This window comes from Sorangium aterium (assembly GCF_028368935.1).
Classification (GTDB): domain Bacteria; phylum Myxococcota_A; class Polyangia; order Polyangiales; family Polyangiaceae; genus Sorangium; species Sorangium atrum.
In genome coordinates this window covers 2200395-2215601 of the sequence record NZ_JAQNDK010000001.1, presented here as the reverse complement: position 1 = coordinate 2215601, position 15207 = coordinate 2200395, and the positions used below count along the sequence as shown (strand labels likewise).

The 15207-nt window shown below is 69.9% G+C and carries 10 protein-coding genes; 5 read left to right on the top strand and 5 right to left on the bottom strand.

Going from position 1 to position 15207, the window contains the following annotated elements; translation table 11 throughout:
* Window position 1: 1 nt before the first annotated feature.
* Window positions 2-547: a hypothetical protein gene (locus POL72_RS07860; RefSeq protein ID WP_272094410.1), complete on the bottom strand. Its 546-nt coding sequence runs from the start codon at window positions 545-547 to the stop codon at window positions 2-4.
* A gap of 823 nt (window positions 548-1370) precedes the next feature.
* Here POL72_RS07860 and POL72_RS07855 point away from each other — a divergent pair.
* Both POL72_RS07855 and POL72_RS07850 read left to right on the top strand, forming a co-directional pair.
* On the top strand, window positions 1371-3551 hold the full coding sequence (locus POL72_RS07855; RefSeq protein ID WP_272094409.1) for an FG-GAP-like repeat-containing protein: 2181 nt from the start codon (window positions 1371-1373) through the stop codon (window positions 3549-3551).
* Window positions 3552-3872: 321 nt separating this feature from the next.
* On the top strand, window positions 3873-6167 hold the full coding sequence (locus tag POL72_RS07850) for an FG-GAP-like repeat-containing protein (protein WP_272094408.1): 2295 nt from the start codon (window positions 3873-3875) through the stop codon (window positions 6165-6167).
* A 7-nt stretch (window positions 6168-6174) separates the two neighbouring features.
* Here the strand turns inward: POL72_RS07850 and POL72_RS07845 are convergent, their stop codons facing one another.
* Window positions 6175-6660, bottom strand: a complete 486-nt coding sequence (locus POL72_RS07845) for a hypothetical protein (RefSeq protein ID WP_272094407.1) — start codon at window positions 6658-6660, stop codon at window positions 6175-6177.
* A 148-nt stretch (window positions 6661-6808) separates the two neighbouring features.
* Window positions 6809-7315: a hypothetical protein gene (locus POL72_RS07840; protein WP_272094406.1), complete on the bottom strand. Its 507-nt coding sequence runs from the start codon at window positions 7313-7315 to the stop codon at window positions 6809-6811.
* A 384-nt stretch (window positions 7316-7699) separates the two neighbouring features.
* Here POL72_RS07840 and POL72_RS07835 point away from each other — a divergent pair, with 384 nt between their 5' ends.
* Together POL72_RS07835 and POL72_RS50225 are read left to right on the top strand one after the other, a co-directional pair.
* Entirely contained in the window at window positions 7700-9361 is a 1662-nt protein-coding gene (locus POL72_RS07835; protein WP_272094405.1) for a hypothetical protein, read from the top strand.
* A 765-nt stretch (window positions 9362-10126) separates the two neighbouring features.
* Window positions 10127-11461 (top strand): EGF domain-containing protein, encoded by a 1335-nt coding sequence (locus POL72_RS50225; protein ID WP_276596395.1) that lies wholly within the window; start codon window positions 10127-10129, stop codon window positions 11459-11461.
* 349 nt (window positions 11462-11810) lie between these two features.
* On the opposite strand, the gene POL72_RS07825 is transcribed toward POL72_RS50225, so the two are convergent.
* Both POL72_RS07825 and POL72_RS07820 read right to left on the bottom strand, forming a co-directional pair.
* A complete protein-coding gene (locus POL72_RS07825; RefSeq protein WP_272094404.1) occupies window positions 11811-12545 on the bottom strand; it encodes a hypothetical protein in 735 nt (244 codons plus the stop codon).
* Window positions 12546-12685: 140 nt separating this feature from the next.
* Window positions 12686-14026, bottom strand: coding sequence for a sigma-70 family RNA polymerase sigma factor (locus tag POL72_RS07820; RefSeq protein WP_272094403.1), 1341 nt, complete (start codon window positions 14024-14026; stop codon window positions 12686-12688).
* Between the two features lie 107 nt (window positions 14027-14133).
* Between POL72_RS07820 and POL72_RS07815 the strand changes: the two genes are divergently transcribed.
* On the top strand, window positions 14134-15192 hold the full coding sequence (locus tag POL72_RS07815) for a hypothetical protein (protein WP_272094402.1): 1059 nt from the start codon (window positions 14134-14136) through the stop codon (window positions 15190-15192).
* Window positions 15193-15207 lie beyond the last annotated feature (15 nt).

Sequence of the window (15207 nt, the reverse complement as noted above, 5' to 3'; positions counted from 1 at the left end):
ATCACTGGGTGAGCACGATGCTGTCGACCAGGCCTGTCGTGTTGCTGACGGGCGTGCCGAGCAGGCACCCGACGACGCTGCCGAGATAGCTGATCCCGGATGTGACCTTGGTGGCAGAGTCTCCCGCGTAGCGCCCGGCGGTGACGGTCCCGGTGAAGATGGCGGTCTGGCCGACGACGCTGGGGGCTGACCAGGTGATGGTGCTGGTGCCGCCGGTCGCGTCGTTCCAGGTGACCGTCTCGGTCTCCGGCGGTCCAGCGGAGACGGGCACGCAGCCGAGCGACAGCGTGATGGAGGCGGCGCCGGTGGCGCTGGGGCCGAGCACGCACGTGTCGTAGTCGAAGGCCTCGGTCACCGTGACCGTCTGGGAGGTGACGGTCACGGCCGGGCTGAAGGATCGGTCGAAGGATCCCACGCATTGAACATCGATGACCGCTGCGCGCGCGGGCGCGGCGAGGGTGAAGCACACCGGGGCTGCGGCGACCACGACGGTGGCAACGGTGAGTCGGGCGATTCGCGGCGTGTTGATCTTCGCGTTGCGGAGCATAGGTCATCCCTCCTGTGAGGATCGGGGAGAGCAGCGCGCCAAACGTGCAAGCTCATATCGCCTGCGAGCGCAGGGCGGCACCCTACACCTCGGCGCCGCCGCGAGCAAGGCGCCGAGGCCCAGAGCTCACCGACGCGTTGTGCGAACCGGGCCATGAACCGCCGGGGAAGGCGAGCCGCCGCGGTATCTGCTCACGGAGCTTGCTCCTGTCCCTTGAAGGCCGGCTGGACCTGCGCTGTTGCGCCGTCCGGAGCGGAGCTGCATTCGGGCACCTGGGTCGGTTCAGCGATGTGCTGAGAGCCCTGTCGCCTATGCACAAACGTCGCCCTCTGTGCAACATGCAAACGATGGCGACCCTCCACGAACGTGAATCGCAGATGTGAATCACAGATGTGAATCACGCGCGCCGACGCATTTTTCCATTTACGTCACTTGCTCGGTCCGTAGTATACGGGGGCCACTCTGCCGTCGTTCTCGACGGCGTGGCCGTCGTCGGTCTCGACAGTGAGGGGCGCGCTCCGCGACTGAGGCGTTCAGGCAGCAGCAGTGGAAGCAGCGGAGCGCGACTGGCACGAGCGGCCCCGAGTTGGCGGTGTGCGCTGATCTTGGCGCGATTTCAGCACGGGAGCCGGTGGCTCGTGCGGTGGCGCGCGCGGAACGCGAAAGACGCGGAGGGGCCTGCCTCGATATCTCCTCCGCAAACGGCGTATTCGCGCTGGCATCGATCTTGAATTGTTGAGCCGGACGACACGAGGTTTCTTCAGCCAGCGCAGGCTCGCCATCGCGCGGCACCCCCCGCTTGAACCCAAACAGAGGACAAACCATGCGCTCTCCCAAGAGCTCTCTTCTCGGCTTTCTGGCGATCCCTGCGTTCTCCACCCTGCTGCTCGCGAGCTGCACCAGCGCCGGCCCTTCCGCGGCCGACGGCGATGAGGACGACGTCGTGGGCGAAGCCCATGGCGCGCTCACCCCTGCGCAGTGCAACTACTTCGACGTCAACGGTACGGTCCAGCTCTGTCACAGGACCGGCTCGACGACGAAGCCGTACACGATCATTCGCGTCAGCGAGCAGGCGTGCGTCAACGCGCACAGCGCCCATGCCGGCGACTACGTCACCAGCCTCGACCCGAGCTCGCCGACCTACGATCCGACCTGCGGCGGCCAGGGCTGTCTGGCCGTGAACGCGCCGTGCGACCCCACGGTGCCGTGCTGCGACGGCCTCACCTGTCAGAGCGGCACCTGCACGGATGTTGACGAGTGCGCCCTCGGCACCGACAACTGCGGCGCGAACGCGGCGTGCACCAACACGCCGGGCTCGTTCACCTGCGCCTGCGACGCCGGGTACTCCGGCGACGGCGTGACGTGCACCGAGGTCGACGAGTGCGCCCTCGGCACCGACAACTGCGGCGCGAACGCGGCGTGCACCAACACGCCGGGCTCGTTCACCTGCGCCTGCGACGCCGGGTACTCGGGCGACGGCGTGACGTGCACCGACGTCGACGAGTGTGCCGCCGCCACGGCCAACTGCGACGTGAACGCGACGTGCACCAACACGGCGGGCTCCTATACCTGCGCCTGCAACCTGGGCTACTCCGGCGACGGCGCCACGTGCACGGACAACGACGAGTGCGCGCCCAACCCGTGCCAGAACGACGGGACCTGCACCGACGGTCTCAACAGCTATACCTGCGAGTGCGCGCCCACCTACGAGGGGACCAACTGCGAGACATGTGAAGGCACCCTCGCCGACTGCAACGGGCTCACGTCCGACGGCTGCGAGGCGAACGTCCAGAGCGACGCCTCCCACTGCGGCGCCTGCAACAGCGCGTGCGCGGCGGGTCAAATCTGCTCGAACGGTGGCTGCCAGACCCCGCCCTCCGGCCAGGTCCCCGGCACGCCGGTGACCGTCTCCGTGCCCCACAACCCGCTGGCCCCGGCGGTCGCCGATGTGAATGGCGACGGCAAGCTCGACGTCCTGGTGGCCAACGCCGAATCCGGGTCGCTGCTGCTCCCCTCCGGGTCGCTCTCCGTGTTTCACGGCAACGGCGACGCGACCGTCCAGTCGGAGCTCTACACCACGGGCGCCCCGCTCTCCAGCAACGCGGTCGTGGCGGTGGACGTGGACGGCGACGGGTGGCTCGACGCCGTCACCGTCGACGGCCAGACCAACCTGCCCATCATCAGCGGGACCATCAGCGTCTACCGGAACCTGGGCCCGAGCGCGCCCGGGACCTTCGGCGCGCCGACGAGCTTCACCACCGGCACCCCGGGCTCCGTCCACCTCTGCACCGGGGACTTCGATCACGACGGGGCGGCCGACATCGCCACCACCAGCGTGACCCTGAACCAGGTGAGCGTGATCATGGGCACCGGCACGGGCAGCTTCGGCGCGCCCACGCTCATCCCCATCCTGGGCACCGGCGGCGTGCAGTCGAGCATCGCCTGCCGTGATCTGAACGGCGACGGCTTTTCCGATATCGTGGTGACGAGCCCCGGCTCAGCACGCCTGTCGATCCTCCTCAACCAGGGCAACGGCTCGTTCGCCGCGCCGGTCGCCTACACCAACGCCGTCAACGGCCAGACGGCGGGCATCGCCTTCGGCGACGCCGACGGGGACGGCAAGCTCGACATCCTCTCGAACGGCGCGGCCGGCCGGTACCTCTTCTTCTTCAAGGGGAACGGTAACGGCACCTTCGCGAGCGGCGTTCAGTCCACCGCGTCGTCCAGCGCGATCGCCAACTCGGCGCTGGGGGTCGTGGCCAGTGATTTCAACGGCGATGGGAAGCTCGACGCCTACATCCTGGTCACCACGTCATCGGGCGGCGTCCGCCCGATGACCGGCAACGGCAACGGGACCTTCGTCGCTGGCCCGGTCGTCCCGACCGGCACCTCGCCCGGCCCCAACGCCATCGCCGCCGCGGACCTGGATGCCGATGGGTACGACGATCTCGTCCTGACCAACAGGGGATCCGGTACCCTCACTGTGGTCCCCAATGGACTCTGACCCGCCTTTTCGCCCTTTTTTTCTTTACGTGGCTCGCCTGGCTGAAGCATCCTGCGTGAGCTGAAAGCGCTCCATCGACGGCGGATCGTACGGAGTCGTTTCGCACGATGAGGGGCGCGCTCTGCAGCTGAGGCATTCAGGCAGCAGCAGCAGCGGAGCGCGCCTGACCCGGGGGGCTGCTCGTGCTTGAACCCGTGATGTGCGCGGTACCGGGCAAACGGGCCCGGTGAGGTGGTGTGCACTGATTTTCGCGCGAGCTCAGCGCGGGATCCGGTGGCTCGCGCGGCACCCCCGGGCTTCAACAAAAACAGAGGACAAACCATGAGCTATCGCAAGAGCTCTCTTTTCAGCTGTCTGGCGATCCCGGCATTCTCCGCCCTGCTGCTCGCGAGCTGCACCAGCGCCGGCCCCTCCGCGGCCGACGGCGATGACGACGGGGACGCGGGCGGAGCCCATGACGTGCTCACCCCCGAGCAGTGCAGCGATTTCGACGTCAACGGTACGGTCCAGATCTGCCACAGGACCGGCTCCGCGACGAAGCCGTACACGATCCTTCGCGTCAGCGAGCAAGAGTGCATCGACACGCACAGCGCCCACACCGGCGACTATGTCACCAGCCTCGACCCGAGCTCGCCGCTGTACGACCCGACCTGCGGCGGCCAGGGCTGCCTGGCCGTGAACGCGCCGTGCGACGCCACGGCGCCGTGCTGCGACGGGCTCACCTGCCAGAGCGGCACATGCACCGATGTGAACGAGTGCGCCCTGGGCACCGACGACTGCGACGCGAACGCGGCGTGTACCAACACGGCGGGCTCCTTCACCTGCGCTTGCAACGCAGGGTACGAGGGCGACGGCGTGACGTGCACCGAGGTCGACGAGTGCGCCCTGGGCACCGACGACTGCGACACGAACGCTGCGTGCACCAACACGGCGGGCTCCTTCACCTGCGCTTGCAACGCAGGGTACGAGGGCGACGGCGTGACGTGCACCGACGTCGACGAGTGCGCCCTGGGCACCGACGACTGCGACGCGAACGCCACATGCATCGATGCGTCGGGCTCCTTCACCTGCGCTTGCAACGCGGGGTACGAGGGCGACGGTGTGACCTGCACCAACATCGACGAGTGCGCCGAAAGCCCATGCCAGAACGGCGGGACCTGCGTCGACGGCATCAACGACTACACCTGTGAGTGCTTGCCCGGTTTCACCGGCGACAACTGCGAGACCGACATCGACGAGTGCGCCGAAAGCCCGTGCCAGAACGGCGGGACCTGCGTCAACGACATCAACAGCTACACCTGTGAGTGCTTGCCCACCTACGAGGGGACCAGCTGCGAGGCGTGCGAAGGCACCCTCGCGGACTGCAACGGGCTCACGTCCGACGGCTGCGAGGTGAACCTCCAGAGCGACGCCTCCCACTGCAACGCCTGCGACGACGCGTGCGCGGCGGGGCAAATCTGCTCGAACGGTGGCTGCCAGGACCCGCCCTCCGGCCAGGTCCCCGGCACACCGATCAGCGTTTCCGCGCCCCACAACCCGCTGGCTCCCGCGGTCGCCGATGTGGATAACGACGGTGAGCTCGACATCCTGGTGGCCAACGCCGAATCCGGGTCGTCGACGACCCCCTCCGGGTCGCTCTCCGTGTATCACGGAAACGGCGACGCGACCGTCCAGTCGGAGCTCTACACCACCGGCGCCCCGCTCTCCAGCAACGCGGTCGTGGCGGTGGACGTGGACGGCGACGGGTGGCTCGACGCCGTCACCGTCGACGGCCAGACCAACCTGCCCACCAGCAACGGGAGCATCAGCGTCTACCGGAATCGGGGCCCGAGCGCGCCCGGGACCTTCGGCGCGCCGACGAGCTTCACCACCGGCATCCCGGGCTCCGTCCACCTCTGCACCGGGGACTTCGATCACGACGGGGCGGCCGACCTCGCCACCACCAGCGTGACCCTGAATCAGGTGAGCGTGATCATGGGCACCGGCGGGGGCAGCTTCGGCGCACCCACGCTCATCTCCATCGCGGCCACCGGGGGCGTGCAGTCGAGCATCGCCTGCCGCGATCTGAACGGCGACGGCTTTTCCGATATCGTGGTGACGAGCCCCGGCTCCGCGCGCCTGTCGATCCTCCTCAACCAGGGCAACGGCTCGTTCGCCGCGCCGGCCGCCTATACCAACTCCGCCAACGGCCAGACGGCGGGCATCGCCTTCGGCGACGCCGACGGGGACGGCAAGCTCGACATCCTCTCGAACGGCGCGGCCGGCCGGTACCTCTTCTTCTTCAGAGGGAACGGCGACGGCACGTTCGCGAGCGGCGTTCAGTCCACCGCGTCGTCCAGCGCGATCGCCAACTCGGCGCTGGGGGTCGTGGCCAGTGATTTCAACGGCGATGGGAAGCTCGACGCCTACATCCTGGTCACCACGTCATCGGGCGGCGTCCGCCCGATGACCGGCAACGGCAACGGGACCTTCAGCGCGGGCCCGGTCGTCCCGACCGGCACCTCGCCCGGCCCCAACGCCATCGCCGTCGCGGACCTGGATGGCGATGGGTACGACGATCTCGTCCTGACCAACACGGGATCCGGCACCCTCACCGTGATCCCCAACGGACTCTGACCCGCCTTTATGGGCTCGCCTTCGCGCGGCGGCCGGTGAAGGTGTCGGAGGCGATGGGATCGCCGGTGTCGGTCGAAGGGTCGAGCGGATCTTCCCCGTCCTCGAAGGTGCGCACGACGAGGGAGCCGGCGATCTCGTCGCAGCTCTGGCCGACCGTGTCGAGGACGATGTCGATCCGGGCCGTCGTCATCAGGGTGTTGTCCTCGTCGTAGACGAAGGCGAACAGGGCGCCTCGAGCGCCGTTGTGGCCGACCTTCTCCCAGCTCCCCTGCTGGTTGGAGAAGTTGTAGAGGGGCTGTGTCGAGGTGGTCCCGAAGAAGGACCCGTCGGCCGCGAACGTCCAGAAATCCCTGGCGCCGCCCCCTTCCGAGATCAGGTAGGTCCCGGCGCATCTGGAAGGGAAGCCGCCGGCCAGCGTCGCCGCCGGCCGGAGCGTGAGCCCGAGGGCCGCGAGCGGGAGCAACGAGAGAGCAAATAGAAGCTTTTTTCGCATACGTTTCGATCCTTTCCACGGATCGGTGCGCGTGCTCTCGGCGCGTCCTCGCGCCAGGGCGCCGCGACAGGTCCGTTAAACGAGCGTGGAGAAACTCTCTCTTATCTCACGGCAGCGACGCCGCCGGAAGCTCTTTCGGTGCGGAGAGCTAGGGCGCGGACGACCGATGGTAGAGATGCCCATTCAGGTACGCGCAATCGAACGCCGTGGTCGGCGTGGCGGCGGGATCGAGCGGGTCGACGCCCGTGGCGAAGATCTTGCCCTGGCAGCTCGCCGTGAACGTCTCCTTGTCAGGAGCGAACACCAGGACGTAGTCGACGACGGCGATCCCGGAGAACGCGGGCGCTGCGCCGGTCAGATCGAAGTTGAGGTTGAGCATGCGCATGGAGATCGTATGGTTCCCCGAGCGCCTCCAGGAGCCCAGGCTGTCGCTGAACGTGAACCCGCCGGCGCCGAACGTGACCTGATCCGAGAGGGTCATCCCGGCCGTGCCGTCCCGGTGAAGGTGCATGATCTCCGCGCGATCCGGGAGGCTCGCCACGTAGGTCCCGGCGAAGTCCGTGCCCTCCGCGAGAGCGCCCCCGGCGCCGGCGAAGAGCCCTCCGGTCGCTGCGGCGAGCGCCGTGGCTGCAAGATGGATTCGAGAGATACGCATCGCTGAAAGCTCCTTTGTATTGAAATGTTCATTCAATCATGTCCGTGCATCGGCTGTCGATGGGCAGTGAAGGAACACGGACCCCGGGATCTCGGGATCAGGGCCTGGCCGAGCTGCGAGGGGGAGGGGGAGGCCCGGCTTGTGTCTCGCGGAGTGCGGCATCGAAGACCGCGATTGGAGAGGCGCCCCAGAGGGCCAGAGCCGGGCCGTTGCCCCGAGCGTCGCGGCGGCCGCCTCGCGCACCTCGGCCATCGCCTCGCGCGCCTCCCATGGGAGCGCGTCACCGCCGGGCGCACGGAGCGTGGGCGAGGCCAGCCGGGTGGGAGCTCGGTCCGATTCACGCTGTTGCGTCCACGAGGGCCACGGGTGAGGATGTGCAGACGAATGAAGCGTTCTCCGCAGAGCGCCCAGCACGCTGCCGTCGCGGCCGAGCTGGAGCAGGTGGTGGCGAGTCCGGTGTTCGGTGGGTCGGCGCGGCAGATCCGGCTGCTCCGTTTCCTTGTCGGCGAGGCCCTCGCGGGGCGCGGCGCCGATCTGCGCGCACCTCTCCTCGCCACCCGCGTCTTCGATCGGCCCGAGGGCTTCGACTCCGTCGAGGACTCGATCGTACGCGTCGAGATGAGCAAGCTCCGGCGCGCCCTCGAGCGCTACTACGCCGCGAGCCCCGCCGCCCTGGTGCGCATCGAGCTGCCGCGCGGCCGCTATGCCCCCGTCTTCGCCACGGGGCCGGCCGCGGCCGACCCCGCCCCGTCCGGCGCCTCCCCGCGCCCCCCGATGGACTCGCAGCCCGCTGATGGGTCGGGTCCGCTGTCCCCCCGATCGGGCTGTGTCCCGGACAGCGCCGGAGGGCCCGTCGTCGCGATCCTCCCCTTCACCTCGATCATCGCCGTCTCCGCCTCCTTGAACGCGAACGCGCCGGAGAGCGAGCCGCCGGTGTCGGGCTCGACCGGCGCGCGGAGCCGCGCCGTCGCCCACGGCCTGACCGACCGGCTCGGCGACCTCTTCGTTCGCGCCCCGCGCGTGCGCGTGCTCTCGCGCGCCGCCACCCTGGACGAGGCCGAGGCGCGGGGCGCGCGCTACGTGGTCGAGGGGAGCGTGCGCCTCATCCCCGGCGCGCTCCGCGTGACGGTCAAGCTTCACGACACCGCGCATGGGATCCAGGTGTGGGGCGAGAAGTTCGACCGCTTCGACGTCGATGGCCGTCTGTTCGCCGTCGAGGACGAGATCGCCCGCGAGATCACCACCTCGCTTGTCACGCTGCCCCTCGGCGCGGTCCATGCCATCGAGTCCGAGGAGCGCTCCGTCCACCCTCCGCGCTCGGCGTATGAAGTGCTCCTGCGCTTCCCCCGGTGGCTCGCCACCTTCGATGGCGGCCTGCAAGCCGAGCTCGCGGACCACTGCGCGCGTTTCCTCGACCGCGACCCCGATGACGGGGTGCTGCTGGGGTATTCCGCGTTGTTTCATGTGCTCTCCTCGTGGACGGCCGCCGGCAGGGATCACGACCCTCGCCGGGCCGCGGACCACGCGCGGCGGGCCGTGGCGCTCGAGCCGGAGCTGACCCATGCCCGCCAGGTGCTCGCGTTCGTGCTGCTCGACGCCGGCGATGGACCGGGGGCGCTGGCCGAGGCCGAGATCGCCCTGAAGCTCGGCGGGTCGCTCATGTTCACGGGCTTCCTGCTCGCGCTCGCCGGTGACTGGGAGCGCGGCACTGCCATCCTCCGCAAGCATCAGGGCCTGGCGAAGCGCTATCCCGGCGCCGTCCACCACGCGCTCGCGCTCGACGCCTGCCGCCGCGGCGACTACGAGGCTGCCCTCGTCGAGGCCGGGGCCATCGCCCACCCCAACCTCGCCTGGAGCGCGCTCGACAGCGCCGTCGCCCTGGCCCGCCTCGGCCGCATCGCCGAGGCCCGCGTCGCCGGCCGCCAGCTCGCCGCCGTCCTGCCCCAGGTCTCGCGGGATCCCCGGGCCGTTGTCAACCGACTGACGGCGGACCAGGCCCTTGTCGACGATCTCGTGGAGGCGCTCGCGCTCGCAGGGCTCGGTTGAAGAGGGGACGGCGGCGTAGCACGGCCGCGGCCGCTCGTGCTGGTGCGGCGCACCCTCGCGGCGGCCTGCACTTGCCTTGAGATCGAGCGCTTGCAGGACGCCTGAGCCGTGCTCGGGCGGCAATAGTCCAGAAAATGGCAAACTATGGGGCGAGCGCATTTTCTGATTTACATGGCTCACCCGGTCATTCATATGCAGACCAGCGCTCTGTTATCGGTCGCGGCAGAGCGTCCGTATTCGTTCAGGATGGTCGGGGCGCGCTTCGCAGCTGAGGGATTCGGGCGAGGGGAGCGGCGGAGCGCGACTGGCGGCAGGGGCCGCTCGTGCCCGGCGCCGCGGTGCGCGCGACGCCGGGCAAACGGGCTTGATGGGGCAGTGTTCCCTGATTTCGGCGCGATTTGAGCGCGGGAGCAGGTAGCTCGCGCGACGGCGCGTCGAGAGACGCGCAGGGGCCTGCCTCGACATCATCTCCGCGAGCAGCGTATTCGCACAGGCATCGATCCTGAGCTGTCGACCTGGATGCACCGAGGTTTCTTCCGCCGGCGCAGGCTCGGCATCGCGCTCCGGCTTGAACACGAACAGGGGGACACACCATGCGCTATCTCAAGAGCTCTCTTCTCGGCTATCTGGCGATCCCGGCGTTCTCCGCGCTGTCGGTCGCGAACTGCTCCAGCGCCGGCCCCTCCGCGGCCGACGGCGACGACGAGGCCGCGGGCGAGGCCCATGGTGCGCTCACCCCCGAGCAGTGCGACTACGTCGACGTCAATGGGACGGTCCCGCTCTGTCACAGGACCGGCTCCGCGAGACTGCGACGCGAACGCCGCGTGCACCAACACGCCGGGCTCGTTCACCTGCGCCTGCAACGAGGGATATGTCGGCGACGGCGTGACGTGCGTCCTGCCCGGCTGCGGCAACGGCTTCGTCGAGGCGCCTGATGAGGTCTGCGACGATGGAAACCAGACCGCCGGCGACGGTTGTCGCGCAGACTGCAAGGGCCCGGAGGTCTGTGGGGACGGCTTGACCGACTACCCCACGGAGCAATGTGACGATGGTGACGACACCGATCCGGCCGACAGCTGTCACAACTGCCAGTGGCTTGCCATCACGAGCGTGCCCGCCCAGAAGATCAACGGCGCCCTCTCGTGCCCGAACAGTGAATCCTCGAACACAGGGCGCAAGATCTCCAGCGATGTGTTCGGCAACGTCTACGTCGTGATGCTCTGCGGGGGCGAGGCCTTTGCGGTCGTGAGCCGGGATTTCGGCCAGACCTGGAGCGCGCCGATCTCGACCGGCCTCACCGGCGTGTTCGAGGCGGCGATCGAAGGCGGCGCCGGCAATACCGCGTACGTCGCGGCGACCCGCGGCCCCGGCAAGCTCAGCTTCACGCGCTCGACGGACGGCGGCGCGAGCTGGGAGGCCGTACAGGAGCTCGTGGAGCCCATCATCGACGCGGAGGTGAGCATCGACTCGCTCGGACAGCGCGTCTACATCTCGGTCGTCCCGGCCGCCGGGCAGCTCCAGATCCTGCGCAACGACCAGCGCGGCGACTCCGGCGCGTGGGCCTCCACGACCCTCGCGCAGTCGAGCGCTTTCCACGAGGTGATCGTCGACAAGATCAGCGGCGCCGTGATCTCGTCGTCGGACGACCCTGCTTTCCACATCCGCACGAGCACGGACGGCGGCGTCACCTTCGGCCCCGAGGCCAACCCCCCAGGGCAAGCATTCTACTCGGACTGGGTGAGCGCGAACGGGCTCCTTTACACGACCGGCACCTTCGGCGGCACGGACATCGACATCATCCCCCTCTCCGCGCCCGGGACATCGACCCAGGTGAAAGGGCTTCCCGCCAACGGTCCTGACCCCGTCCGCGCGATCGACGCCGATCCGGTCGGCAATGTGTACGTCGTCAGCCAGCTGAACGACGAGAGCATCCAGCTCGACCGCATGGTGTACCCATCAGGCGTCGTCTCGGCCGCGGATGCCCGGCTGATCGCGGCGAGCGGCTCGGCGCCGGGCGTCGCGGGGCTGCCCAACAGCCAGGGGGCAATCGTCGTGTTACGCGGCCGGAGCGACATCTACGCCGCGGTCGAGGTCTACTGACGAGACCGGTCGTACCGGCACGTAGCGGTCCCGGAGAGTCCCGGAAGCGCAGAGGCCGTCAGGGCTCGGCCTCGCGCGCCGCCGGCGCGGCGGTGAGCCCTCTTCTGCGGTGAGATCGCCTTCCCTGGCGCACAGTCACCCGCTTCAAGGCTTGAAATGCCCGACTCGGTCGCCGAGTTGGCGATCTCAAGGCCTGAAACGGCCCACTGGGCCGCCCGGTCGGCCGTCTCAAGGCTTGAAACGACCCGCTGGGCCGCCGAGTCGGCCGTCTCGAGCCTTGAGAGGGCCAACTCGGCGACCGAGTCGCCCGCTGCAACGCTTGCATCGAGCGTTGCAGCGGGCCGTCGGCTCACGCCTCCGGCGAGGGCCCCGGCTGGGCGGCGGCCGGCGCCGGAGGCGCGGCCGGCTGGCCCGGCGGGACCGCGTCGCTGACGCCGGACGCGCGGTGGATCTCGGCCAGGTCGTCGAAGATGAGCGGCAGGAGCTCGGGCTTGCCGAGGTGGGCGAGCAGCCCGCGCACGAGGCTCTTGTTCGCGTTGTAGACACCCAGCCAGGCCTCGCGCGCGGTCGACACCTCGGGGCCGAGCTCGAGCCGCTCGACGCGCGTGGCGCGCTGCTGCCGCTCGATGATCCCGAGCTTCTCGTGCGCCTCCCGGAGCTCGGCCAGCCACATGTCCGCGCCGCGGACCTTGTCGCGCTGTCTCTCGAGCTCGTCCGCGATGTGCCCGACCGCGGCGGTGAGCTTCGTGAGCCGCCGGCGCGCAAGGACGCTCGGCGCCTCGCCGCGGAAGAACAGCCGGGCATCGACCGGCCTCCCCTTGAGCGAGTCGAGGTAGGAGGCGAACCGCACGATGACGTCGCGCGCCTCGTCGAGCACCTCGGCGGTGTCGAGCTCCGGCGCCGGCTTGGGCTGGCGGTCGAGGACGTCGGACATCGCCTGATCGGCGAGGAGCTGCTTGCCCATCGCGAACTCGACCATGCCGTCGAGGGCAGCGACCTTGCCCATCAGGACCGCGGCCATCTGCTCGCGCGCGAACTTCCCGTAAATCTTCGTCTCGAAAGGATCGATGTAGGGGTCTGCCATAGGCGCCTCCTTGGGTTGAGCAAAACGCGCTGATGTTGGCAGAGCTCCTCGGGCCATGGCAATGGCTCATGGCCTCATCGGCATGGAATGGCACGAATCGGACGCTCAGCTGGGCTGACTGACCTGGCCGCAGTCCCGTTTCAGTCGCGGCGCGCCGCCGCGCGTAGCCGCTGCAGGAGCACCTCGCGATCTCCGGCGTAGGAGCCCTTCGGGAAGTCGCGGCGGTGTTGCTCGAGCAGGAGCCGAACAGCGCCGTATTCACCCGAGGTGAGCGCCGCGAAGGCCTGCCGCATCAACCGGTCCTCCGGCATCGAGACGGCGGCGTCGCGTCGAGGAAGGCTGTGCGGAGCGCGCGGAGGCGTCGCGTCGGGGCGCAGCGCCTCGAGGGCGCCGCTCACGGCGCCGGCGGGCGGCTCCTCGGGGCGCAGCTCCGGGTCTGAGGGCAGGGCGCCGCGGCGCTCTGCTGCGGCCGCTGGGGAGCGCAGCGCGACGGCGTGAGCTTGCGGCAGCGGGCCCTCGCCGCGCGGGCCGGGGACCAGCAGGACGAGCGCGCCCGCCACGGCGGCCACGCCGCCGGTTGCGGTGCTGGCCACGCTGCGTCGGCCGGCCCTCCTGGCCAGGAGCGGCCTGCGCCACGAGCTCGCCGCGGGGCCGGCCTCGCCGCGAGCCGGCGCGCGCCGGAAGGCCCGGCAGGCCCGATCGAGCAGCCGCCGCAAACGGCCTGCGTGGAGAGGCCGCGAGGCGGCGCGCGCCTCGAGCGCGCCAAAGGCGATGGCGAGCGGCGCGATCAGGGCGCCGCGGCTCCGGGCCCGCCAGCGGCGCGCGGCGGCGACGAGGCTCTGCCGCGCGAGCCGCAGGTGATTCCATGCGGTGTTGCGCGGCATCGCGCGCTCCTCGGCGATTTCCTGGACCGCCTCCTCCTCCAGGTCATGCGCGACGAGGATCTCCCGGCGCACCGGGGGCACCTCCAGGAGCAGATCCGCGAGGAGCTCGCGCTGCTGCGCCTCGATGAGCCGTGTCTCGGAGTCAGGCGCTGGGCTGGAGAGCCCGTCCAGCGCCTCCTCCGGCCAGGGCTCCTCGTGCCGGCGATGGGCGCGCTTGCGCTCGTTGGAGATGTGGTTGAACGCGATCCGCAGGAGCCAGGTGCGCACGCTCGCAAGGCGGGGATCGTACCGGGGCAGCGACCGTGAGGCGCCGAGGAAGATCTCCTGGACCAGGTCGTCCCGATCCGCGCCGCGGAAGCCCTGCCGCTCCACGTAGCGGCGGACGTGATCCAGGTGCTCGGCCATGATCGCCTCGATGGTGAGCGGCGGTTGATCGGCGGCGGTGTCCGGCGTGCGAGACGATTTCCTCATGCCAGCATAGTTACCTAATGGCCGCGTTGGACATTTGAGAATCGACATGCCCCGCTGAGCCGAGCCAGGCGCGCGGCGTTCGAGCGCGCGCGGCCGCCTCGGCGCGCCGCGCAGCAGGGCGAGCATTCTCGCGGCGCGACCAGAATTGCCTGACGGTAGAGCCGATTCCGTCGTTTTCTCCGGACCAAGGTTGCTTGACCGAAACGAGACTCGCCGCGTAGTATGCCGCGGAGATGGCGTCCACAGGACGGTTGCTCCTCGCGGTGGCCGCCGCATCTGCCGTGTGGAGTCGCGGGGCAGTGGCCGCCGGGGAAGGTCCTTCTGCTGGACCGTCCGGAGCGGCCACGACGCGCTCCGAGCCCGAAGAGGCGTTTGCGCGGGGCGAGAGGGCGCGGCGCGCGGGGCGGTGGGAGGACGCGGAGGCGTCGTATCGCGCGGCGTGGAAGGCGGATCCGCGGCCGGAGTTCGAGGGGGAGCTCGGGCTTTCGGAGCTCGCGCTGGGGCGGTTCCGGGATGCGGCGGAGCACCTGCGGGAGTCCCTGCTGTATCCGGAGACGCTCCAGCCGGCGGCGCAGCGGCGGTTCCGGACGGGGCTCGAGAAGGCGGAGCGCGAGATCTCGTCCGCGACCGTCGCGGTGAGCCGGCCCGAGGCCGAGGTGTTCATCGACGGCCGGCGGATCGGCCGCGGACAGGGCATGTATTTCGTCTACCTCGATCCGGGGCGGCACGAGGCGCGCGGCAAGCTCGATGGGTATGTCGACGACGTTTATCCGTTCGAGGCGCAGCGGGGACGGGAGTCGATGGTCGGCCTTCACCTGGAGCCCAAGCCCCCGCCGCCGGTTATGAGTGCGCCGGTCGCGGCGCCGGTCGCGGCACCGGTTGCGCCTGCGCCGGCCGCGGCGCCCGGGGGGCCGTCGCCGGGCACGGTGTTCCGCATCGGCGGGTTCGCGCTCGCGTCGGCCGGGGTTGTACTGGGCATGAGCTTCGTCGTGGCAGCGACGGTGCGCGGCGAGGAGGTGGAGGCGCAGGCCGCTCAGATCCGCCAGCACAACGGGGCGGCGGCATGCGTGTCCAAGGCATACACCGAACCATGCGGTGTGCTGCTCGAGATGAGCGACGCGCGCGACACAATGAAGGTCGCGGCATGGGGGAGCTTCATCGGCGCCGGCGTCGTCGGTGCGGTCGCGCTTTCGTCGCTCCTGTGGGCGCCGGTTCCGGGAAAGCGCGCCGTGCGCGCGGCGCCGCTCGCGGCGGCGCATGGCGGGGGCGTGATCTTCTCCGGCAGCTGGTGAGGCTGCGCCGGAGCC